Here is a 23848-nt window from a genome sequence, read left to right as displayed (position 1 = left end):
TAATAAGCCCCGGCCTGTGCCGGGGCTTTTTTTTGCCTGTTGCCTGCCTGCTGACATCAACAGTTGAACCTGGAAAAGGGTGCTCCCGGATCACATCAACAATGCGCTGGCGAACAACCTGTCCGCCAGCGAGTTGCCTTACCTTGCGGATTCGCAGGCTAAGCTGGCTACAATCTCTGTGCCGCCCTGTTTAACGTGCAGTTCACACAGCGAACCGCGTGTAAGCCAGACAAGGGTAATTACCGTTATGCAGACCATCGTTAAACAGAAAACGAACATTTTTTGTGCCATCACTGGCCTCCTTTTCCATTGCTTTTCAGCGGGTAAAAGGCTACCTTTACATTGTGGGATGTAAGAGGTGCCTCACTTTGACTTGCGTCAGGTGGGGCTTTTCTCTTTCTGTCCCGGTTACCCAGGACAATAAGATCCTGAGCACCCGTCGCGCAGTGTAGCGCACTTTATCGTCAGTTCCCGCAGTAATTTACTAAACCCATAGATGGCCCTGATTTCTGTGCAACAGCCATGAAACTGCGCATCAGATCAGCGATCTGCCGCCAGTAACGCCCGGTTTAGTTCCTGATAAGCGGCGGTCAGCTCATCCTGCGAAGCACGATTCAAACCGCTGGGATTAGGTAATACCCAGATTTCCGTCTTGCCGAGGGTTTGCGGCTGCTTGCCCCACTCTACCTTCCCCGCCCTGAACGCCTGTTTATAGGCTTGCTTACCCAGCACCGCGAGCGCATCAGGCTGATAGCGCAGGATCTTCTCCTCCAGCAGTTTGCCGCCGTCGCGTAGCTCCGTTGCCGTAAGCTCCGAAGCCTCTTTGGTCGCCCTTTCTACCAGCATAGTAATCCCGCAGCGCGTGACCAACAGCTCGCGTTCTTCTTCCGGCTTGAGCTGCCTGGCCGTAAATCCGGCCTGCCAGATTGTTTTCCAGAAACGGTTTCCTGCATAGGCAAAATGAAAACCGGTGTGGGCCGAAGATTTTCCGGGATTAATGCCGCAGAAAATCACTCTGAGTCCGGGGGCGATAATGTCATCAATCCCGTGTTCCTTGTGTTCCACTCTTATTTCTCCAGGCTTTGCCATCAGGGAATAGCAAAATAGCTCAGCACTTCGCAGCCTCGGCCAACGGCAGGCGTAGCGATAACGTTCAGCGTGGCGATATCAATTACGCTTAGGGTGCCGTCGTCCTCGTTGGCGATAAGCAGCGTCTGGTTGTCCGGGCTAAAACAGCCGTCCATCGGCTTATTCCCTACTTTAACCTGACCGAGCGGATTAAGCTCGCCGTCAAAAAGGCTGATAACCGGCTCCTCGTCACCAATAACCACCAGCAGCGAGCCATCCTCGCTAAAGCGAACCAGCTGGGAAGATTTTTTATGGCCCGGTAGCGGCAGGGTTTTCACCAGGCGATGCTCATTACTGTCCAACACGTGTAGCCCCGGCTTCTCGCCGTCCGTCGCTACAATAAATGCGCTAATCGGCGAAGCGGCTATCCCGCTGATGGTGCCGGGCATAGCGATAGTGTCAATGACTTTGCCGTTGCCGCCAGAGAGTTCCACTACCGTTACGGAGGCATCCTCTTCGTTATCGGTAAACAGCTTACGGCCGGAAGGCAGAATCGCTAATCGGTGTGTATTGTGTGAAGGCACGGCAATTTTGTTAATAATGGTGTCGCTATTGGGATCGATAACCAGAATCGTGGCGCTGTTTTCACAGCATTGATACACATAGCCATCGTGCCCTAACCGCGCGGTATGCGGAGATTCAAGCGGGCTGACATCGATAAATCCCTGCACCTGACGCTGTAGCAGATCGATCACCGCAATTTTATGGCCAGGATGAGGATTGTCGCCGTGAATACCGTCGCCGAAGATAGGTACATAGGCCTTATGCTGCTGCGGCAGGATCAGCAGCTCATGCGGGCGCGGCGGAAAAGCGTTCAGCTCCCTCTCGACGGCAAAGGTTTCAGGATTAAGAAACAGCACGTTGCTGCCCTGCTTATCGACAGCAATCAAACCATAGCGATTTTTTAACGTCACGGATCTCTCCTTTAATGAAGTAGTTACCTTAAAGGTAGTCCACGACGTTGCCACGCTGCTGAAGGAAAGGTTACAAAATTTGCTGAATGCCCCACATTGCCAGCGCGTGATCTTCATGGGAGGGCAAGCCGCTAACGGTGACGGCACCGATGATGCCTCCGCTGCTTAGCAGCAGCGGGAAGCTGCCGCCGTGGTCGGAATAGCGCTGAGGATCCATGAAATTCATTTTTTCCATCCGCACGCCATCAGCCTGGTTTTTCTCGCCCGTGTACAAAGAAGAGTGACCGTTACGTAGCGTGGTGTGGCGTTTACGCGCTATCCATTCCAGGTTTTCGGCGCTGGAACCCGCTAATGCGCAGCTGAACAGAACCTGTCCAAAACCATATACCTCGATAGCTATCGGCGCTTTTTCCTGTACCCCACGCTGACGAATCGCCTCACCTACCCGCCAGGCATCTTCAAAGCTAAACCGGGACAGGCGAACGTTTTGTTCCTGCTGCAGCAAAGTTTCCAGATCGGGAATAGTCGACATAATGCACTCTTTTAACAGAACAATAAGATGGACATTAGCCTAATAGATTTTTATATTTCACATAATATAAATATGGAATATAAATTTTATTTGTGAGGAAGATCGCTTTCCTTCTGAGGATTAAAAGCCTCGCGCAGCCAGTGGGTAAAGCTGCTGACGGCACGTGGAACCTGAGCGGCCCATGGACGCACCACGTACAGGTTTTCGGCAAAAGCGCCCAGTGTTTGCCATTGCGGCAAGACCTCAACCAGCTGGCCGCTACCGATCGCGCTTTGTGCGCTAAAGTCCGGTAACAGCGCGATGCCCAGTCCTTCCAGCGCGGCATCTCTGATTGATTCACTGTTATTAGTAGCAAAAGGGCCGCTAACGTTCACAGACATCTTTTCGCCAGCTGCGGTACGTGAGGTAAACGTCCAGCGCGGCGTTTCTGTCCCTCGCGGGTAGTAAAGACACTGATGCTGGCTTAGCGCCTGCGGGGTTTGCGGCTCGCCATATCTGGCCAGATAGGCAGGCGAAGCCACTACCAGCGCGCGAGTAGCGCACAACGGTAGCGCAACATGCGTTTCAGGAAGCGTATCGCTGTGACGAATGGCAAGGTCAAATCCTTCGCTGGCCAGTGAAACCAGCCGATCGGAAACCTCAAGCTGAATGCGCACCTGTGGATGCTCGCGCAAGAAAGCCGTGATATGCGGCACCAGCTGCTGCCGGCCAAACGCCACCGGCGCGGTGATGCGAATTAAGCCCCGCAATGGCCCGGAAGCGTCGCGCACGCTAAAAAAGCTCTGTTCTATCTGCGCAAAAGGCGCGCGCAGTTCTTCGACCAGCTTTTCACCCGCGCTGGTCAGCCGCAGACTGCGAGTCGTACGGGTAACCAGCGGAACGCCCGCCTGCTGCTCCAGCTCTTTAATTTTCTGGCTCATGGCGGCCTTGCTGACCTCCAGCCGCTCAGCCGCGCGGGTAAAGCTGCCCTGCTCTGCCAGAACGGTCAGCCAGTGCAGATGGATCCATAGTGCATCAGTTTTAATGTCCATCGCCATTGTTCACTATAGTAAATAATCATTTCAACTATAGCGGTTTTTCTTCGCCGCCGCGCGCCGTAAAGTAGTCGCCAGATTAGCGCGAACATTTTCGGGCTTCACTAGCACGTTAAGGGGAATTGATATGCCGCTACTGCAATTCGACGTTATTCAGGGTCGTTCCGAATCAGAACTTAAAACTATGCTGGATGCCGCCCACCGTGCCGTGCTTAGCGCTTTTAAGGTGCCGGAACGCGATCGCTACCAGATTGTTCACGAAAACAAACCTTATCAAATGGTCTTCGAAGACACCGGCCTGGGGCTAAAGCGCACCGACAATCTGGTGATGGTGCGGGTGTTTACCAGCCCGCGCAGCGACGAGCAAAAACAGTTTTTTATGGCGGAGCTGTGCCGCGAACTGAAAGAGAGCTGTGGCATTTTGGGCAGCGACGTGATGATAAGTTTTATCACCAACGACAAAGGCGACTGGAGCTTTGGCAACGGCGTCGCGCAGTATGTGACCGGCGAGCTTTAAGGCTGAGAGAAGCGCAGGTTGTTTAGCAGATGACAGTAGCTCCCCGGCCAGAGCCGGGGAGCAGCACAATCAGAAGTCGTAACGCAGACGAACCAGGTTCAGATCGCCCAGGTTATCGCTGCTTGACGTAAAGACATGCTCATAGTCGACGCGGAAACCGTAGTCGAGCTGGAAGGTAATACCGACGCCGTTATCAATACGCTGGTAATTGCGGTCGTTGATATATTCCAGACGGTCGCCCATCACGTAAGGCATAAAGGTTTTCAGGCCGTAATTGCCAACCGGAATGGTATAGCCCGCCATGTATTCGATACCCCAGGCATCTCCCGCAAAGTAGTTATCCACGCTCTTTTTCTTGCTCAGCAGGAAGTTCTGGTAATAACCACCGCCGAAAGAGAAGGTCCAGCTATCTGGCTTCCAGCTAAGAGAGGTACCGTAAATATTCTGGTCCCAGGTTTTCCCCTGATCGGTACCCGGATTGCGCATTTCGGCACGGGTATAGTTCCAGGCCGCGCCCCAGGTCAGCTCTTTGCTCAGGTGATAATCCACGCCCAGCGAGCCGCCGCCCTGACGCTTATAGCGCAGACCATCGCCCGGCAAATATTCATTATCAGCAAACAGGTAAGAAGCCAGCACGTCCGCATCGCCAAAGGTATTTTTATACTTCAGCATTTTACGGGAACGGTAAGATCCATCGTAGTCGCCGTTGATGCCGTTGCCAGGTGCCTGGGCCAGCATGTCATAATCCCAGATATCGGTTTTTGCGCCAACCACATCATAATAAACGCTGTTTTGCTGACCGAAGGTTAATTTACCCCAGGTTTTGCTCTGGAAACCGGTATAAAGCATACGGCGGGTCGTATCATGAGCCTTCGCGGCGTAATGATTATCCCAGTTAAAAATGGCCGGCGCATTCACGCCCAGCTCGTAATAACCAACCCAGCTCACGTCATCAAACAGATAATAATCCGCCAGGAAACGGAAACGCGTACCGCCGTCAAAGCCGTTACGTTTATAGGCGTTTTTACCGTCGCTGCCGGTCAGGTTATTAAACTGCGGACGAATACTGCCGCCAACGGTAAAGTTGAGGCGGCTTAGCGGATCGCCCGCCTGCGGATTTTGTTTAATCAATGTTACTTCAGCATGAGCTGCAAAAGAGGCACTGCCGACCACCAGCGCCAGGCCAATAGCCTGACTTAACACGCGCATTTTTGTTAACATTATGTTGCCCTGTAAAACTTTGCCATAGAAAAGAGAACGGGATATTGAAAGAAAACGTCACACAAAGCCGATTTTTTGCGCGATTATAGGCACGAAATCTTAAAACGCAATATGCAAAACGGGCTTTTGTAAATTTTCTTATATCCTTTTGTTTTATTTAGGTTAAGCAAGATAAAAGCAGCCCAACCTTTCTCTCGACCCGCGCTCGCTTTATTAAACCGAAAGCACAGAAGGCGCCCTGCCCGCTGGCGCGGACAAAAATGTGAACGCGCTCTGACTTATTACATAAATATGTTTTCGGCAGCGCTGGCCATAACCTTAATTAATTTAACCTTCGGGTTACTTTTTCAGATAAGGAATTCGTGCACCGTCGCATAAAACGTCCAGGTTCAATGCGATGACTGCTGCATAACTTAAACAGAACCTTAACCAACCGTAATAAATGCACGATCGCTGCTTTTTTTATTTGCGCAGGCCCGGTTGCCAGCGCTGGCTCATCACGTTAGATTGCTCAATTCGCCAGGGACTGGCGCTTAATGCCTGCCAGGGCGCTGTTTTCGGAGAAAATAAAATTTGGGATCTGCATCGCTTTCATTACTGCTCTTTATTGCGTCGGCCATACTTTACCGCCTGAAGGCCGGACGAAATAAATCAGCATTTATTACTATTACTTTGCTTTCCGCCATTTATATCGTGCTGAATGCTTCGCTATTGGCGAGCAATTACTTTACCGGCGAAGGGATTAACGACGCGGTTATTTATACGATTACCAGCAACCTGAGCGGTGCGGGCGTAGGGAAATACCTGCTTCCGGCCGCCGGAATGGCGGCCGGACTGGTGGTGCTGCTGATCTTTCTGACCTGGATTTTACGGCGGGGTAACAAGCACAGCGGCGGTAAACTCTGGGCCCTGCTGGCTATCGTGCTGGCGCTCGCCTCAATAAAAACTACGCCTGCTTATCAACAGGTTGCGAGCCTGGTCAAATCACAATTAGGTAAGGGCGACTCCGACTTTTACACGCACTACAAAGTACCCGGTACGCAGCTGCGCGGCAGTAAACCTAACCTGGTTTATATCTATGCCGAAAGCCTGGAGCGTACCTATTTTAACGACGCGGCCTTTCCTGACCTTGCGCCGGAACTGGGCAGCATTAAAAATGAATCGCTGGACTTCAGCAATACGCAGCAGCTTCCCGGCACCGAGTACACGATTGCCGGTATGGTTGCCTCCCAGTGCGGCATTCCGCTGTTCGCCCCGTTCGATGGCAACTCGTCCAGCTCGCTTTCCTCTTTTTATCCGCAAAACGTCTGTCTTGGCGACGTGTTAAAGGCCGCAGGCTATCAAAACTATTTTTATCAGGGCGCCAGCCTGAGCTTTGCCGGCAAAGACCTGTTTCTTTCCTCACACGGCTTCGATCACGCTTACGGTTTTAAAGAACTCAAAGATCGGGTGAAAGACCCCAAATACCGCAACGACTGGGGCTGGTATGACGATACGCTGCTGGATATCGTTTTTGATAAATACGTTGAGCTGGCACAGCAAAACCGCCCTTTCTCGCTTTTCGCCCTGACGGTGGATACGCACCATCCCGACGGCTTTATATCCCGTAGCTGCCAGCGAAAATCTTACCTGTGGCAGGGAAAAGAGAATAAATCTTTTGCCGCCGTTGCCTGTAGCCAGGAACATATTGCGCGCCTGATCGAGCGGATTCGCGCTACGCCGTGGTTTAAGAACACCATTATCGTGGTCAGCTCCGATCACCTGGCGATGAACAACAGCGCCTGGAAATACCTGAATCAGCAGGATCGCAGCGATCTGTTTTTTATGCTGCGCGGCGATAACAGCACCAGTAAGGTGATAGCGGTTAAACGTAGCACGCTGGATAACGGTGCCACGGTACTGGACGCGCTGGGCGGCGATAACTTTATCGGTCTTGGCCGCAGCAGCCTTTCTTCCCCGTCGCTGACCGCTACTTATCTGAACATTAAAGAGAAGATCAACGAGTGGAAGCCGGACATTATTAAGCTGTGGAATTTCCCGAAAACCATCGCCGACTATAAAATCGATACCGTTAACAACACCTTCAGCTTCTCCGGCGTGCATTTTAAACTGCCGCTGCTGCTTGCGGTTAAGCCAGGCAAAATTGAACCAAAGTTTGATGTTTATCTGGCCCCGCCGTTAAAACAGCAGCTTGCCGACTTCGCGCCGGACGAGAAATTTGTCTGGATCGACCGCTGCTTTAAGATGGGCAACGTCTGGGATGAAAAACTGGCGTTAAACACGCAGTTCTGCGTGGCGGACGGCACGCTCGACTCTCTCCCATCCATTCAGGTAATGAAAGCTGGCGTGACGCAAAGCCGCGTTAATTTTCAGGGGGTTGCCCAGCGCAGCGATGAGCGCTACCAGCACGCTCTCACCAGGTTACGCCTTGCCGACACGGATATGACCTACAGCTCTGACACTATCCTGTTCGCCCTGCCTGGCCTGCCCGCCCGGGTACAGAAAATAGCGGGGCTTTCCCGCATTGAGCCCTGGGGTGGCCGCTGGTCAAACGCGAAGCTACAGCCGGAGGTCAGCATAGAATATCGCGATCCGCTGCCCGCCGCTTTTGACATGGAGCTGACGGCGCGCGCTTTTGGCGCCAACAGCCAGCATCCTTTTACCGTGCAGATTGGCGACGTCAGCCAACAGTTCAGGCTGACCAACGGCGACAGCACCATTCGGCTGCATCTGAACAACCCAACGCGAGCGAAAATGCTCAGGATTACGCCGCCCGTGCCGGAAGAAACGGCGGAAGACAACGTAGCCGGTTATGCCGAACGCAAACTCGGTATTGGTCTTATCAGTTTGAAAATTGAAGGTGTGCAATAAGTTACCTTGTCCCCCGGCCAGCCTGGCCGGGGGAATCTCCGTTATTTTATTCTCTCCCCCTGCTGTTTTGCTCGTCAGGAAAATGCGCGATTACGCTCAAGTTTTGATCGTCACTGCCGATTTAAAAAGCCTCAACGGCATTAAAAATTTCTTCAGTCGCTATCAAACAGCAAGGAATCATCCGGATGACATCTGTAAAAAACCTGAAGGTTGGCGTACGCCTGGGCGCAGCGCTTGGCCTGGTCATACTGTTGTTTATTGTGGTCAGCGTGACGGCCATTGTTAAAACCGGCAGTATCAACGGCGCGGTCGACAGAATTATTAACGATCGTTATATCAAAGTAAGGCTGGCCTTTGACGTGCGTGACGGCGTTAACGATCAGATTAAGTTTTTGCGCGGCATGGTGATTGAAACCGCGCATCCGGAAAAAAATCTGAAACGTTACGGGCAGCTGGATGACGTAACGCAACAAACTAACCGGACTATCGAGCAGATTGCTAAACTGCAAACCACGGAAGTGGGTATTAAAAAAATTCAGGCGGTCAAAGAGGCGGCCCGGCAGTTTGAGGTCGCTAAAAACGCGCTGTTAGATCTGGTGCGAGCGGGCAACGTTGACGCCGCCGCCGATTACGCACTGATGAAGATGACGCCGGTCCAGTCGGCCTATCTCAATATTGTTAAAAGCTTTGCCGATTCGCAGTCTAAGCAGCTTCAGGCGGAAGGCGCTAATGCCGTTGCCGACGGTTCGACCGCTATCCGCATTACGCTAATCTTCTCCGCGCTGGCCACGCTGGCCGCTATCATCCTGGGCTATTTCCTGACGCGTTCCATCGTTACGCCGCTGCGTGAAGCGGTGCAGATTGCCGAAAACGTGGCGGCAGGCGACCTGCGCACGGTTATCCGCGTTGATTCAGCCGACGAAACGGGCCAGCTGATGCAGGCGCTGAAAAAAATGAATGAAAACCTGCTGCGCATCGTGACGGAAGTCCGTTCCGGTACGGAGCTGATCACCACCGCTTCAGGCGAAATTTCGCTGGGTAATATGGATCTCTCATCCCGCACCGAGCAGCAGGCCAGCTCGCTGGAGGAGACCGCCTCCGCAATGGAGCAAATGACCTCAACCGTGAAACAAAACGCCGATAACGCGCGTCAGGCCAACGAGCTGGCCGCGCTGGCATCCAAAGTAGCGGTTCAGAGCGGTACGGCAGTCAATCAGGTGGTGAATACGATGGAAACCATCAACGCCTCGTCAAAAAAAATCGTAGATATTATTAGCGTTATCGACAGCATCGCCTTCCAGACTAACATTCTGGCGCTGAATGCCGCCGTGGAAGCCGCTCGCGCTGGCGAACAGGGCCGGGGCTTTGCCGTGGTCGCTTCAGAAGTACGTAACCTGGCGCAACGTTCCGCTTCGGCTGCCAAAGAGATTGCCCAGCTGATTCAGGATTCCGTTAACAAAGTGGACGAAGGCGGCAAGCAGGTCGCCAGAGCCGGCAGCACGATGGAAGAAGTGTTGGCGAGCGTGAAAAGCGTGACGGAAATCATGGGTGAGATCTCTATTGCCAGCCATGAACAGAGCAGCGGCATCGGTGAAATCAACATGGCGATTACGCAGATGGACCAGGTAACGCAGCAAAATGCGGCGCTGGTTAACCAGTCGGCGGCGGCAGCTCAATCGTTGCAGGAACAGGCTGAACAGCTCTCGCAGGCTATCAGCATTTTTAAAGTCAGCCACGCGGCCGGCTGATGAGTAAGGCGGCCTGTAAAAAAGAGGCCGCCGCTCTTTTTTCATCATTAAGAAAAAGATTAGTATAAGGTCCCTTTCTCGCTCCCGATGGATATCGCACGTTGAAATACGTTCACCGCTTGCTGGCACTTTGTGTTCTCCTTCCGTTTGGCGCAATGGCGCAGACCGTTCCCGATCCGCTACTGGCTTCGCAGATTGTCGACCGCTACGCGCAAAATATTTACTACAACACCAAGGCGACCGGACTGGCGATGGTGGCGATTGACGCCAACCAGCGCGTCTTTGCCAGCCTGGGATCGGTGCGTCCGGGCAGCAGCGTCCGGCCACAGAAAGATTCTATTATCCGCATCGCCTCGCTGACCAAGCTGCTGACCAGCGAACTGCTGGTCAAGCTGGCCGAAAAAGGCGTGGTGCGGCTTGACGATCCGCTCAGCAAATATGCGCCGCCCGGCGGCTATGTTCCCGCCTACGCTGGGCAGACTATCCGGCTTATCAACCTGGCGACGCACACCAGCGGCCTGCCGCGCGAGCAGCCTGGCGGCAAACCGCATCGTCCGGTGTTCGTCTGGCCAACCAACAGCCAGCGCTGGAGCTGGCTGAGAACCGCGCACCTGAAGGCCGCGCCCGGCACTCAGGCCGCCTACTCTAATCTGGCGTTCGATCTGCTTGGTGATGCGCTGTCCCGCGCGGCGCGCACTCCTTATCCAACGTTGCTACAGCGTGAAATCACCCGGCCTTTGGGCATGAAGGATACGACCTTCACCCCTTCTCCCGATCAGTGTTCGCGCCTGATGGTGGCCGAAAAAGGTGCCAGTCCCTGCACCAATACGCTGGCGGCTATCGGCAGCGGCGGCATCTATTCCACGCCGGACGATATGGGACGCTGGATGCAGCAGTTCCTTTCTTCCGATATGCATGCACGTTCCGCGCAGGCCGATCGCATCCAGACCATGATTTATCAGCGTAGCCAGCTAACGAAAGTGGATGGCATGGACGTGCCGGGGAAAGCCTCGGCGCTGGGTATGGGCTGGGTTTATATGGCACCGCAGGGCGGGCGTCCGGGGATTATTCAGAAAACCGGCGGCGGTGGCGGCTTTATTACCTATATAGCGATGGTGCCGCGCTACAGCGTCGGCGTGTTTATCGTGGTCACGCGCTCGCCGGAAACGCATTTTACCGCCATGAGCGACGGCGTAAATAATCTCCTGACCGAGCTGATTGGCAATACGCCGGACAGCGCACAGCTGGCCGCTTCAATTATGGAAAGCGAATAGCTTTATCGGTGGAATAACGGCGCAGCCTGGTTTAAAGGACTGCGCCAGTAATATGACATTATGTAAAACGACATAACATTCCGTGAATTAAGGATCATTGTGGTGCGTGGCGCACCTGAGCCGTCCGCCCGATCAACCGCTTATCCTCAGCCCGCTTCCCGCCTCAGATTGCCGATATCCTCAAAACAGCGCCGCTATCTCTTCAACAACCTCCGGCATTTTCAGCAATTCATCTTCTCGCGTCTTTCTGGCATGCGAAATGCTTTATCCCCTGGAAGAAACATCACCAATGCTTGTAACAGACAATGAGGTTGATATGGCTAAGGGCGCATTTAAACAGAAGTTAGGGCTGCTCGATCTCAGCCTGCTGGGCATCGGCTCTATGATTGGTTCGGGCTGGCTCTATGCCGCGCTGACCAGCTCTGGCTATGCCGGAGCCCAAACCGGCTGGGCATGGATCCTTGGCGCGATTATCGTGCTGCTGATCGGCCTGGTTTTTGCCGAACTGTCCGCTGCCATCCCACGCGCGGGCGGTTTTGTGCGCTACCCTAACTTTTCACACGGCAACGTGGTCGGCTTTGTTATCGGGGTCAGTTCTTTGCTGGCCTACACCAGTACCGCCGGGGTGGAAGTAGAAGCGGTGCGGCAGTATGCCCAATACTGGTGGCCTGCGGTCAGCAACAGCGACGGCAGCCCAACCGGCCTGGGCTTTGCCGTGCAGATCCTGCTGCTGGTCGGTTTTTTCCTGCTGAACTACTGGAGCGTCAGTTTCTTTGGGCGCGTAAATACCATTGTTACCCTCTTTAAATTTATCGTGCCGCTGCTGACTATCGGCACGCTGTTTCTCTATTTCCACGGCGATAACCTGAACGTGCCGCCTCCGCCTCCGGGCGGCGCGCACGGTATTTTTTCTTCGCTGACCGGTGCGGGTATTGTGTTTGCCTATCTGGGTTTTCGCCAGGCCGTAGATTTCGCCAGCGAGGCGAAAAATCCGCAGCGTAACGTGCCGCTGTCGATCATCATCGCCATAGTGGTCAGCTTTATTATCTATATTGCTTTGCAGTATGCCTTTATGGGTGCGGTGCCTGAAAAAGCGCTGTCGGCCAACGGCTGGGATGGCCTGAAGAAGGTGTTTCAGTCTCCTTACGCCGATCTGGCTCGTAGCCTGGGCATTACCTGGCTGATTAACCTGATTCTGGTCGATGCGGTCATTTCGCCCGCCGGTACCGGCAATATTTACCTGGCCGGTGCCAGCCGCGTGCTGTTTGCCTGGGCGCGTAACGGCCATCTGCTAAAGGTGTTTGGCCAGGTCGATGCCAAATCTGGCGTACCGCGCGGCGCGCTGTGGCTGTCGCTGGTGCTCTCTGTCGCCTGGACGTTACCTTCAGAGTTTCAGGTCTGGGGCGGCCTGATTGGTGCCGTTACCTCCGCAACCGTTTTTACCTATATGCCTGGCCCGGTGACGCTAGGCGCGTTTCGCCGTCATCTGCCCGGGATGCAGCGGCCATTCCGGCTGCCCATCGCGGCCGTGCTCAGCCCGCTGGCGTTTATTGCCAGTTCGCTGCTGATTTACTGGAGCGGCTGGTCGGTCAACGAAATCCTGCTGCCGGTGCTGATCGCGGCATGGATTGGCTATGCCGCGTTCGGTAAAAAAGGCGTGAACGCCAGCCGCGACCTGCACTGCGCGTGGTGGCTGCTGGCCTACTATTTTGCGCTGATGCTGCTGTCATATCTGGGCACCTTTGGCGGCATAAACGCTGTCGGCTCGCCTGTTGATATGGTGCTGGTCACGGTCGCCTCACTGGTTTGCTATTACTGGGGCGTGGCGGCCAGCCTGCCGGTGCCGGAGATTACCGATGAGGATGAGCTGATACCCGACGGCAGCGAAAAAATCACCGGTCACTACGTGCGTAACTAATTCGCCTGCCCGCACCTGCAGCCTTCAGGTGGAGCAACCCGCCTGAGGCTGTTGGCAAAGCGTTTTTTAATGCAACGTTTCCCGTGGGGCCTCGCGCTTGTTAAGCTGGGTGATCGGCACCGCCCATCGGGAAAACGTTATGCAGGAAAAAGCAGAGCAGGACGAAAAGAACTTACCGCATCCGCCAGGAGAGAGGCTGGAACCACGGGAACAACGCACTTCGGAAGAGATGCCAGCATCACGTCAGTCACGCACTTCGGAAGAGTTGCCAGCGTCACGTCAGCCCCGCATTTCGGAAGAGTTGCCAATGTCACGCCAGCTACGCGCTTCAGAAGAGTTACCAACATCACGTCAGCCCCGCGCACCGCGCACGCCGCGCACTCCGCGTCAACCACGTACGCCACGAGAAACGCTGGAACCGCGCGAGCCGAGAGAACCCCGAGAACCGCGTCAGCCGCGCACGCCCAGAACGCCGCGAACACCACGCTCCGCAAGAAAAGCAGCACACCATCAGGGCCGCTCTGCCGCTTCTTCATTTGTTTCTCCTGCCCGCTGACTTGCTGCGGCCTGATCTCAATCAATACACAGCGGCACGTTCCTCCGCATATTTTCAGCCAGTGATAATAACGCGCTGCATTTTTATGCATGGGCGATAACTGGAGAAGATTATGTTGCACAGAATGATCCTGAACGAGACGTGCTGGTTCGGCCCTGGCTCCCTTTCGCAACTCGTTCCCGAGGTCCGCCAGCGCAACCTGAAAAAGGCATTGCTGGTCACTGACCAGACGCTGATAAAAGCGGGCGTCATTGAAAAAGTCACCGCGCTGCTGGATCAGCACCAGCTCCCCTATACCATTTACGATGAGGTGGTGCCAAACCCAACCATTGCCGTGGTGAACGCTGGCGTGACGGCGTTTAAAGCGGCCCAGGCGGACTATCTGATCGCTATCGGCGGCGGTTCGCCCCAGGATACGGCCAAGGCCATTGGGATTATCATCAATAATCCTGAATTCGCTGACGTACGCAGTCTGGAAGGCTTCGCCAGTACCCAAAATCCCTGCGTGCCGATTATCGCTATTCCAACCACCGCGGGCACGGCGGCGGAAGTGACCATCAACTATGTGATTACGGATGAAGAAAACCGCCGTAAGTTTGTCTGCATCGATCCGCATGATATTCCGGTTGTCGCCATTATTGATGCAGAAATGATGGCAAGCATGCCGCCTTCGCTCAAAGCCGCCACCGGTATCGATGCGCTGACGCACGCCATTGAAGGCTTTACCACTAAAGGAGCCTGGGAGCTGACCGACGCGCTGCACCTGAAGGCGATTCAGATTATCAACCGTTCGCTGCGCGCTTCCGTGGCCGGAGAGCAAAAAGGCGTGGAGGATATGGCGCTGGGCCAGTACGTGGCCGGGATGGGTTTCTCCAACGTCGGGCTTGGCCTGGTGCACGGCATGGCACATCCGCTGGGCGCTTTTTATAACGTGCCGCACGGCGTCGCTAACGCCATTATTCTGCCGCACGTGATGGCGTGGAACGCGGACTTTACCGGAGAAAAATACCGCGATATCGCCCGCGCCATGGGCGTGACGAAGGTATGCAGCATGAGCCTGATCGAAGCGCGGGAAGCGGCGGTTGAGGCGGTGAAAAAGCTCTCTGCCGATGTCGGCATTCCTGCACGTCTGCGCGATGTAGGCATGAAGGAGGAAGATATCCCGGCGCTGGCCCAGGCCGCGCTGGATGATGTCTGCACTGGCGGCAATCCAAGAGAGGCAACGCTGGATAATATTATTGCGCTCTATCGTAAGATTTACTGATGCCGAAGCATGCAGGCCGCTACGCCTGCATGCTGCCGTTTATCCCCTGTCTGACGCTTTCGCTGCTCAGCCGCTGTTCAGGACAATCAGGCATTTACCCGCTGCCAAACCCCGTCGGCATCTCTTTAAGAACGTTATAGTCTTCATCCACCAGCAGCAGCGTCTGCCATTTGTCGCTCGCCCCGACAATATAGATCCCTTACACTACCGATTGATAAGTTTTTTTTCTCATTGACCAACACTTAATCGGTGATTTTATATACACCTCAGGGACAGGTAAAGTGAATAAGCAACAGGCGTTACGCATTCTCAACAGCTGGCATCTTATTGAATTTTTCCAGACCTATAACGTAGAGGCAGAAGACAAAAGCATTCAGGTTTCTGCCTCAGAACTGGAAAGGTACGGTGATTCTTTGCTTCCCTGGCTAAATGAAAGCCAGCGTAACCGGGCAGGAATAAAGGATGATAACGTACGTTATGTGCTCCATCTTGGCCTGTTCCCTAAAAAGGAAGCAGAACAGTTAAGCGAGCGGCTGTTTGGTCAGGAAGATTCCGCCCTGGCGAATTATGAGCAGGAACAGCGGCTCGATACGGACGGAATGACCTGTTTTGCAAAGCTGAACGTGGATAAAGAAGGCTTGCCCGATTTTCAAAGCATGTCCGTCAGCACCTTGCCCTGGGCGTTAGGGCATCTACAGCAAGGTACGGCTGCCCAGCTTTCCGTGGCGGCTTTCCGCGACAGAAATGCGCTGTTAAATGAAGAGTTAAAGCGACTGGCCTTACTGCTCCCGAGCCATCCGCAGTCTGGCAAAAGCTACCTGACCGCAGGCTCACTGGTAAAGTTGCTGCAAATTCTGTGTGACTGGGCACAATATTCGCCCTCTTCGCCTTTCGTCCTTCAGTTTGACTGGTACCCAATAAAAGCCTCTGCCTCCGGTACAGATAAAAATGTACGGTGCCTTCCTGAGAGTCTAAATAAGGATGAGCTGACCGATACTACGGCAGTGGCAACGTTAGATGAAGAATCGGAAAGCAGTGAAGAAGTCTTACCTATTCTCAACAGCTTTTTTCTGGAAGACCTGGAGCGCGCGATGCTGGCTGTCGCGGCGGATGAAGGGGGAAAAGCGTTACGCCAGTATCTTTCAATCAGACAAAATCGCCACAGCGATCTTTATTCCTCTCAGGGTCTGGAAACAATAACTCATCATCTGGCACCCGAATACATGCCACACGGCCGTTGGCCTTCCGACCCTCGCTTCAGCATGTCGCTGATGCAGCAGTTTTCAATCAATACTGCGCTAAAGGAACTAAAAGACGGGGGATTACTGTCGGTAAATGGCCCTCCGGGTACCGGCAAGACGACGATGCTGCGCGATCTGGTTGCGCATAATGTGGTTGAGCGCGCCAAAGCTCTGGCCTCTTTTAGCTATGCCTCTGAAGCACTTGATGAGAACGGATTTCTGGCTAAAAGCCTGACCGGCTTTGAAATGGTCGTAGCTTCCTACAACAATGCCGCAGTGGAAAATATTTCCCGTGAATTACCTCAATGTAAATCACTGGCTAAAGAATTTCGTGACACGAGCTATCTGCGTCCGATTGCTAATCAGCTAAACGCACGGGAAAACAGAAACGGACAGCTGCTTCCTTTAACGGAAGAGGAACAGTGTTGGGGTATGATTGCCGCTATTATGGGCAACAAGAAAAACCGCTCCCGATTCAGCCAGCGTTTTTTCTTTTCTCGTCATTTTGAAAAAGACAGCCCTGAAGAGACCGCTCGTCCTGATGAGTTTAATTTTTTAAATTACTGGCGCTGGTATCAAACCGACAAACCGCTTTCCTTCACGGAGGCTAAGAAAAACTTTTTGGCCGCTCTGGCGGAAGTCGAATTATTGCAGAAGAAATTACAGCAGCTGGACGAGCTGAACCTGTGGTTTCAAAAATACGGTGATGGTAAAGCTGTTCATGGTTTAAAGGTAAAGCAAAGCGAAGCTATTACGCGTCGGCGCGAGGCGGAAGATAAGCATGAAGTAATTCAGCGGCAGATGGGGCAGCTGGATGAAAGAGTAAGTATTTTAAAGGAAGAATATGAAGCGCTGGAAGAGAGTAAACCGGCCTGGTGGCAGCGCCTGTTCAAGCGACGCGAATATCAAAATTATCTGCAAGAACTGGCAGCAAAAAAGCAGGAACATATTGCCGGACGTAAAAGCAGGCTGGCCTTGCAAGAGCAGCTGACAAGCGCCGAGAATCGATTAGCTGAGCGCCAGAAAGAGGAAAAAGCAGCGTGGCGTGCATGGTCAGAAGCTCATACTGCTTTTAATGACGCACAGCAGCGTTATGCAAACCTGAAACAGGCGTTTCCGGAACTGGTTATTCCAGGTCCGCAGCATAGCATTCAGGATGCGGATACCCAGCGCTACGCTTTTTGGCAGAATGAAGAGATAAACCGCAAGCGGTCTTTGTTATTTATAGCAGCAATGGCGTTGCATCAGGCGTGGCTGGCGGAGGCAACCCAGCGCAGTAACGCACTCCGTCAGAACCTGATAAAAATGAGTTCCTTCCTTAATTCACCCGGTTCTGAACCTCATAGCCAGGGCATGTGGCAGCTTTTATTTATGATGGTGCCTGTTGTGTCTACCACCTTTGCTTCACTGGGCCGCATGTTTAGCGGCGTAACGGAAGCGCAGCTGGGCTGGCTAATGATTGATGAAGCGGGCCAGGCATTACCGCAGGCGGCGGTTGGCGCTTTATGGCGTGCCAAACGAGTGCTGGTAGTTGGCGATCCTTTGCAAATAGAGCCGGTGTTTGTTACGCCGCCGCGTCTGACCAGGTATTTGACTGAAGCGGCACTGGCGAACGATGCGGAAGAGTGGACGCCGGCAAAATGGTCGGTGCAGCAAATTGCCGACAGGGCTAATCCCTATGGATGTACGCTGTTGGTCATGGATAATCCGGTTTGGGTCGGCATTCCTTTATGGGTTCACCGGCGCTGCATTGAACCTATGTTCAGCCTGTCAAACCAGATAGCTTACGATAACCGCATGATCCACGGTCTGGATGAACAAGCGATCCGCAGCAGGCCGCTGAAAAACGATCTGAGTAACTGCTGGTTTTCGTCAGAAGGTAACTGTGTGCGTAAGCAATACAAATCTGAACTGGCGCGAGATACGCAAGCGCTGCTTGTGAAGCTTGCCGCTGCTGGCTATCCGCTGGCGGACATTTACGTTATTACACCGTTTAAAGCAGTAAAAGCAGGACTGGCGTTAGCTTTAGAGCAACCAAATTCCGTCGATCGGCTTAGCCGTGAAAGCAAGCTGTCCCGTACCGAGCTGAAGGCCTGGCGCAGCAAAAATATCGGTACGGTGCATACATTTCAGGGGAAAGAGAACGATATCGTCATTCTTGTGCTGGGATGTGATACCAGCAATCAGGGCGGCGCGGAATGGGCGGCCAGCAAGCCTAATCTGCTAAATGTAGCCTTAACACGAGCAAAGAATCATATATTCATTGTTGGCGATCGTGCCGTATGGAGTAATAAAAAAGGATTTAATCTGGTGGCGCAGGCGCTGCCGGAACAGCTGCCAGCCTGATTAGTGCTTATCAATCCTTCGCTTTGCGGAGGATTTTTAATCGGTGCTTAGATTTGGGCTGACACCGATCTGGCAACCTGCAACGGCAGCCACAGATTCTTATCAACGTGATTGTGCCTGATAGCTTACGCTGATTTGTGCTGCCTGTTAGTAACCAGCCTATCCTGCCCTGCTTAACTTACGTGCTTTGTTATCTCCCGCCTTTTCCGGTTTACAAATACCGGGTTTTGTTATGTGATCCTGTTACGTTGATTTTTTCGAGCTGCCTCGCAAAACAGGATCCCGCATGCGCTTCTACCAGGCCGATCCCCGCCTTGAAAACTACTGGCGCGGCGTCATTCTTTTCGGCAAAAACGTCGCTTCCTATAAGTTTGCCCTCGCCCACGCGCTGTACGATTTAAAGCAGCCGGGAAACGATTTAATCACTCTGGAAACGCTGGCCGCGCCTTTTGCCCGGCATCTGTGTGCCCATCTGCGCGATGCACCAAAGCAAATTACCAGCAAAAGCAGCCAGTTCCTTGAGGCATGCAGGCAATTTAATGAGGGCGAGATTAGCGAAGCCCAGCTGATAGCCATTACCGTTAAGCGCGGATTTGCTAACGTGATTGATGCTTTTCATAACGTTAATCACGCCGAAATCGATAAGCGATTTTTTCTGGACGAGCGCAAAAACAATAAAGGTATCCGCCTGACCGATAATTTCTACTATCTGGCTGAAAATGCGCAGTTTGCTAACCTGGTTCAGGAAACCGAGGCGAGATGGCGACTGGTCGAGGAAGCCTGGGCGATGAACGTTTCGCGTAACCTGATAGCAGTGGAGTACGATGAAAGCGACCAGATGCTATTCAGCCGTCAAAATAACCGTCGTATTACCATCACCAGCTGTCGCAGCAGCCTGAATGGCTATCAAAAAGGACACTGCTTTTACTGCTTTCGCCCTGTGAGCGTAACAGGCGGCGAAGAGAACCTGCCGGATGTCGATCACTTCCTGCCGTGGATGCTTAACGAGCAGATTAGCAACCTGAACGGCGTGTGGAACCTGGTACTGGCCTGTCAGACCTGCAATCGCGGCGCTCAGGGAAAATTTGCGCGCATCCCTTCAACAACGTTGTTGCAGCGCCTGCACGATCGCAACGAGTACTTTATCAACAGCCATCTGCCGTTACGCGATACGCTGATTCGTCAGACGGGCAATACGCCAGAACTACGCCACGGTTTTTTGCAGCAAAGCTGGAATACGGCGAAATATGCCTTACTGCACGAGTGGCAGCCCGAAGCACAGGGAGACAGCATTTTCTGATGAACGACAATTATTACCGTTCAAATGCACAGCGTTTTTACGATGAAACGGTGGACGTAAATATGTCTGCCCTGTATCAGCCTTTTGTTGCCTGTTTGCCGCCTGGCGCACGCATCCTTGATGCCGGTTGTGGTTCAGGTCGTGACGTAAAAGCGTTTAGCGAGATGGGATTTGCAGTAGAGGCTTTTGACGCCTCGCCTGAGCTGGTAATGATGGCCCGTCAATTTTCCGGTAAGGCTGTTGAATTAGGGCGCTTTCAGGATATTGCCGAACTAGAAAGGTATGACGGCATCTGGTGCTGCGCTTCGCTGCTGCATGTTCCTGAGGCGGAACTGCCCGGCGTAATGGCTTTGCTGGCAAAAGCGCTGAAACCAGGCGGAATCTGGTATCTGTCATTTAAATACGGCAGCGGCGAACGGGAAAAAGATGGGCGTCGGTTTACGGATATGAATGAGGCTGGGCTGCGGAATATTGTGGATGAGGTGAATGGCGCTGGATGCTTAGATGGGGCTGAGGCTGAGGCTGAGGTTGAGGTTGAGGCTGGGGCTGGGGCTGGGGCTGGGGCTGGGGCTGGGATGGTTGACGGAACTGGCTCGAAAAATGAAAAAGAGAATAAAGCCACTGTTGGAATTGTGAAAGTATGGAAAACTGACGACTTACGGATTGGACGTAGTAATGAAATATGGCTGAATGCGATTATTCGGCGGGAAGAAAAGCAGCATGCCTGATAATGGCGATGAAATAATTTTCCATCACAATCCAATAATAACTTCTCTAAGCTATTTTAACGATTTGACTGACGGCGCTTTCTTATCACCGATGGAGATGGAACCATAATTTTTAATACAAGAAAAATTGAACCAGAAATGGCGAGATTTTGTTTTAAATGGCGGTTCTGTGGCATTAAACGCTGCTAGTTCAACAGGCATTGACTGATTTTCAAAAAAATAAATAAGGAGATTTCATTCAGCTTTCATCTGCTACGCTACCTTACAAGCAATTTCCTTATATAAAAGAACCGAGTAAGCGGTAAGCCCTCTCCGCTTTTCTCTCCGTTAAGATAGTCTCTCAGAAATTTTGCAACTTCCGCATGATTGGTGCAAGCTAGATATAGCGGATGGTTGTATTACTGTCTTTACATGCGGAAAGCAATTACTTATATTTATTTTTTACCATCTCACCACTTTCTTTTACCCGGTATATTCCATCATCAACCCAAAAAGCCATACCGGTATTTTTACCGTTTTTAATAAACATTAAGGATTTTTTATCAATACAGTTTACTGGTGGTTGCATATCTTCAAAACAAAGCCTATCGTTACCATCAGTGCTTTTGTAGCCATCTCCAAAATCCCAGAAGGTGACGGTAAAAGAACCATTTGAATCTGCTTTAGGGATATCGTAAGCAACTAAGGATTATTTAACATGTTTACGCCGAGCAATGAAACCCGCCGAAGCGGGTTTAACTAACTGTTATAACATTACATTGCCAATGCAGCTATCTCAATCGAGGATGATTCATCCTTTAACTCCAATGACCGATAATATTGTAGTGCTGCAGGGTTAGCCACATAATCAACCTCACCATGATTTTCTTCTACGCATTTTATAATTTTATTTATATCTGTTTTAAAAAACTCTTTGCGCAGATTGACTTTATTTAATCTTTCGCCACTCAACAGTTTATGTAATTTTGCTTCTAAAGCTGGGGCATCATCACAACTGATCATTGCATGTACATCAAACTCAAAAGGCACACTAGCACCACTTAGCTCACTAACGCGATCGAAAGGTTCTAAACGTCTTGTCATTCCAATTTTAAATACATTTTCACCAAACGAGCCTATGTTGGAGATGATATAAACATGTCCTTGCTTGGTCATTTACGCTAGGGATTTAGCCCTCTCATATCTTCTATGTACTTCTTCTATTTCTTGCTCTAACATCCGGCGAGTTTCTTCTAATTCAAGCTGATGTTCTTCATCAGCAGCTAATAATGCTTTTTCGATTTCTTGACGACGAGCTTCTAACTCTTCTTCTTCTTGCTCAGCTTCTAACTGCTGTTTTTCAAGCTCCTCAGCTCGTTGCCGCTCTTCCCTCATTTGACGTTTCATTTCGTTCTGTGCTTCGCGCTCATTCTGAGCCTCTTGAAGAGCTAATACTTTATCTCGAAATTCTTTCTCAACCAATTCCCAATTGGAATTATCAGCGATCTCAAAGTATTCATATTTCACAACCAAATCTTTATAGGAAGAAATTTCTTTCTTTATATCCTCTAGTTTTTTTTCAAAGTTTTTTATCGTGATTGAGCTAAGCAAGGTTTTCTTTTTGAAACGATAAGTATCATCTAAGATCCTTTGAATATCAGGTTGTGCATTTTGATGCTGTTCTTTAAATATTTTTTCAAAATCAAACGCAAAATCCACGGCCTTATTAAGTATATCCTTACTTCTGCCCTTATGGAATTCAATTAGTTTATTAAGTTCGTCTAAACGCTTTCCATGCTCAGCCTCACGATAAACATCCCGGTTTTTATATTTACCTATAACCTCATTTTTTTCTGCAATAGCAAGTTTTATTGCCTCTTCCTTCTCAGTTTCCTCCTCACTTATTCTCTTGTAAAAAATATTTTGAAGGCTAACATTTTTCTCATTATATCTCTTTTTTAAAATCTTATATGTAATAATCCAAGCACATAAAGCCCCTCCACTAAAAATACCCAGCAACAGATAAATTGCATTCATGTGAAACCCCAGAGTTTATAATTTGAGTAGAAAAATATAACACAGCTCAACTCGCAAACGCCACTAAAAATCAACTTATCATTAAATTAAATAGTGGTCTTACTCAAGAAAAAAAAGTTACTCACTTAGCGTTTTTAAACCATTAACTTCAGAAAAAGACTTAAATATTGAATGTTTTTACATATACTTTAAACGTTTAGGATGGCTTTACTATGATGTTTTACTTGGCCTATTTTAAGCTAGTCGAATTAATAATTACGCTGCCCACCCGTTGAATCTGCGCAACGTAATAATCCCTCTGATACTCAGGTACATTCATTACACTTTTCTGTCCGGCTGCAGGTAAGCTCTCAAAGAGCGGCATGATTTTCACTTAAATCTGTGATCTGCTCCTCACAGATTGATACAGGTAGTTTTAACATTGTCCGCTTCTGACAACAAACCTGCCGGGCCGGTTTGTTGTCAGTCATTTAGCCTATACATTGTAGCGCGGCAGCCAGTCGGCCTCGCAATCCCCGCTCAGTTCCAGGCTGGTCTGAATACCGTTCTTCGTTTTGCACTTCAGCAGTTCTATCTCGTACTCGTTCAGCGTCTGTGGCACCACCTGGCCGAACGCGGTCAGGCTCATTGGATGCCGATGACCTCTGGCTTCCATAAATGATAAATAGGCGTAATAGAGATAGCGACGCGGGTTTATCACCCGGATATTCGCGTTGCCGATAAACAGCCCGGTTGCTATGTGGAGCAGTGTCAGATAGCCGCAGATATCCACCAGCTAGTCGGCGCTGCGCTTAGTTTCCAGCGCTTCCTCTGATGACTACTGCACCTGCAACAGCTCGCGGGCGTCGTCAGCTCGGGTGAAGCGCTGCATCAGGTGGCGCACGATAACTGCCAGTTTACCGGCAATCTTTTCCAGCAGCTGCGGTCGCTGAAGCGCATCGGATTATTATTCACCGCCAGTATTACCGTCGGGATATGTGTTGAGTAAGCATCGCGGAATTTCGGATCGATCGCCACGGCGTCGCCGCCGGTAATCACCTTGATGCTCGCGCCGTCGCCGCTCCACTTTTTCTGGTCCGACAGGGTAATCGGCAAGTAACTTACCACGCTTGCGCGTTCCCGCGATGACTTTAGCGTGTCAAAAATTGTGGTCAGATGATAGAACCAACTTTTATATAGATTTTAAAAGTTTTTTGGACTTCCCCGGACGGGGATAGACAGGATACTGGTTCGAAGGCCG

Annotated in this window: 19 protein-coding genes and 2 pseudogenes; 10 read left to right on the top strand and 11 right to left on the bottom strand. The window is 51.5% G+C overall.

Going from position 1 to position 23848, the window contains the following annotated elements; all coding sequences use genetic code 11:
• Positions 1–138 precede the first annotated feature (138 nt).
• The 5 genes from ACMGGR_RS02350 to ACMGGR_RS02330 form a co-directional block, all read right to left on the bottom strand.
• The gene (locus ACMGGR_RS02350) at positions 139–279 is read right to left on the bottom strand and encodes a Hok/Gef family protein (RefSeq protein ID WP_414148897.1); all 141 of its coding nucleotides are present in this window, start codon (positions 277–279) and stop codon (positions 139–141) included.
• A 261-nt stretch (positions 280–540) separates the two neighbouring features.
• On the bottom strand, positions 541–1065 hold the full coding sequence (mug, locus tag ACMGGR_RS02345; protein WP_246759904.1) for a G/U mismatch-specific DNA glycosylase: 525 nt from the start codon (positions 1063–1065) through the stop codon (positions 541–543).
• Positions 1066–1088: 23 nt separating this feature from the next.
• Positions 1089–2042, bottom strand: a complete 954-nt coding sequence (locus ACMGGR_RS02340; RefSeq protein WP_414148068.1) for a WD40 repeat domain-containing protein — start codon at positions 2040–2042, stop codon at positions 1089–1091.
• A gap of 70 nt (positions 2043–2112) precedes the next feature.
• Entirely contained in the window at positions 2113–2574 is a 462-nt protein-coding gene (locus tag ACMGGR_RS02335) for a heme-degrading domain-containing protein (RefSeq protein WP_246759903.1), read from the bottom strand.
• 86 nt (positions 2575–2660) lie between these two features.
• On the bottom strand, positions 2661–3605 hold the full coding sequence (locus ACMGGR_RS02330; RefSeq protein ID WP_414148067.1) for a LysR substrate-binding domain-containing protein: 945 nt from the start codon (positions 3603–3605) through the stop codon (positions 2661–2663).
• A 130-nt stretch (positions 3606–3735) separates the two neighbouring features.
• Here ACMGGR_RS02330 and ACMGGR_RS02325 point away from each other — a divergent pair, with 130 nt between their 5' ends.
• Positions 3736–4125 (top strand): tautomerase family protein, encoded by a 390-nt coding sequence (locus ACMGGR_RS02325; RefSeq protein WP_246759901.1) that lies wholly within the window; start codon positions 3736–3738, stop codon positions 4123–4125.
• Positions 4126–4194: 69 nt separating this feature from the next.
• On the opposite strand, the gene ACMGGR_RS02320 is transcribed toward ACMGGR_RS02325, so the two are convergent.
• Positions 4195–5346, bottom strand: coding sequence for a porin (locus ACMGGR_RS02320; protein ID WP_414148066.1), 1152 nt, complete (start codon positions 5344–5346; stop codon positions 4195–4197).
• Between the two features lie 573 nt (positions 5347–5919).
• Here ACMGGR_RS02320 and opgB point away from each other — a divergent pair.
• From opgB to ACMGGR_RS02300, 4 genes are all read left to right on the top strand, one after another.
• Entirely contained in the window at positions 5920–8217 is a 2298-nt protein-coding gene (gene opgB / locus ACMGGR_RS02315; protein WP_414148065.1) for a phosphatidylglycerol--membrane-oligosaccharide glycerophosphotransferase, read from the top strand.
• A 185-nt stretch (positions 8218–8402) separates the two neighbouring features.
• Positions 8403–9965, top strand: a complete 1563-nt coding sequence (locus ACMGGR_RS02310; RefSeq protein ID WP_246759897.1) for a methyl-accepting chemotaxis protein — start codon at positions 8403–8405, stop codon at positions 9963–9965.
• Between the two features lie 101 nt (positions 9966–10066).
• Entirely contained in the window at positions 10067–11239 is a 1173-nt protein-coding gene (gene ampH, locus ACMGGR_RS02305; protein ID WP_281434576.1) for a D-alanyl-D-alanine-carboxypeptidase/endopeptidase AmpH, read from the top strand.
• Between the two features lie 316 nt (positions 11240–11555).
• Entirely contained in the window at positions 11556–13157 is a 1602-nt protein-coding gene (locus tag ACMGGR_RS02300) for an APC family permease (RefSeq protein WP_414148064.1), read from the top strand.
• Positions 13158–13294: 137 nt separating this feature from the next.
• Here ACMGGR_RS02300 and ACMGGR_RS02295 read toward each other — a convergent pair whose 3' ends face one another.
• Positions 13295–13834, bottom strand: a complete 540-nt coding sequence (locus ACMGGR_RS02295) for a hypothetical protein (RefSeq protein ID WP_414148063.1) — start codon at positions 13832–13834, stop codon at positions 13295–13297.
• Between ACMGGR_RS02295 and fucO the strand changes: the two genes are divergently transcribed.
• The 5 genes and pseudogenes from fucO to ACMGGR_RS02270 all read left to right on the top strand — a co-directional run.
• Positions 13826–14977 carry a lactaldehyde reductase gene (gene fucO, locus ACMGGR_RS02290; RefSeq protein WP_414148062.1) on the top strand — a complete coding sequence of 384 codons (1152 nt, stop codon included), beginning with the start codon at positions 13826–13828 and terminating at the stop codon, positions 14975–14977. The two genes, ACMGGR_RS02295 and fucO, sit on opposite strands and share 9 nt — an antisense overlap.
• Positions 14977–15117: a hypothetical protein gene (locus ACMGGR_RS02285; RefSeq protein ID WP_414148061.1), complete on the top strand. Its 141-nt coding sequence runs from the start codon at positions 14977–14979 to the stop codon at positions 15115–15117. Before fucO ends, ACMGGR_RS02285 begins: the two co-directional genes overlap by 1 nt.
• Positions 15118–15258: 141 nt before the next feature.
• A complete protein-coding gene (locus ACMGGR_RS02280) occupies positions 15259–18564 on the top strand; it encodes an AAA domain-containing protein (protein ID WP_414148060.1) in 3306 nt (1101 codons plus the stop codon).
• A gap of 286 nt (positions 18565–18850) precedes the next feature.
• Complete coding sequence (locus tag ACMGGR_RS02275; protein WP_414148059.1) at positions 18851–19864, top strand: HNH endonuclease; 1014 nt, start codon at positions 18851–18853, stop codon at positions 19862–19864.
• Positions 19864–20349, top strand: a pseudogene (locus tag ACMGGR_RS02270) (class I SAM-dependent methyltransferase); the annotation flags it as partial. The gene ACMGGR_RS02275 and the pseudogene ACMGGR_RS02270, both read left to right, overlap by 1 nt.
• Before the next feature lie 667 nt (positions 20350–21016).
• Here ACMGGR_RS02270 and ACMGGR_RS02265 read toward each other — a convergent pair.
• The 4 genes and pseudogenes from ACMGGR_RS02265 to ACMGGR_RS02250 form a co-directional block, all read right to left on the bottom strand.
• On the bottom strand, positions 21017–21262 hold the full coding sequence (locus ACMGGR_RS02265; protein ID WP_414148896.1) for a DUF943 family protein: 246 nt from the start codon (positions 21260–21262) through the stop codon (positions 21017–21019).
• 83 nt (positions 21263–21345) lie between these two features.
• On the bottom strand, positions 21346–21747 hold the full coding sequence (locus ACMGGR_RS02260; protein WP_414148058.1) for a GIY-YIG nuclease family protein: 402 nt from the start codon (positions 21745–21747) through the stop codon (positions 21346–21348).
• Positions 21748–22608, bottom strand: coding sequence for a hypothetical protein (locus tag ACMGGR_RS02255; RefSeq protein ID WP_414148057.1), 861 nt, complete (start codon positions 22606–22608; stop codon positions 21748–21750).
• A gap of 475 nt (positions 22609–23083) precedes the next feature.
• Positions 23084–23748 (bottom strand): annotated as a pseudogene (locus ACMGGR_RS02250) (primase-like DNA-binding domain-containing protein); the annotation flags it as partial.
• Positions 23749–23848: the final 100 nt, after the last annotated feature.

Source organism: Erwinia sp. BNK-24-b, assembly GCF_047456155.1.
In the GTDB taxonomy this organism is placed as follows: domain Bacteria; phylum Pseudomonadota; class Gammaproteobacteria; order Enterobacterales; family Enterobacteriaceae; genus Erwinia; species Erwinia phyllosphaerae.
Note: the sequence above shows the minus strand (reverse complement) of the source record. Positions and strands in the feature narration are given on the sequence as shown.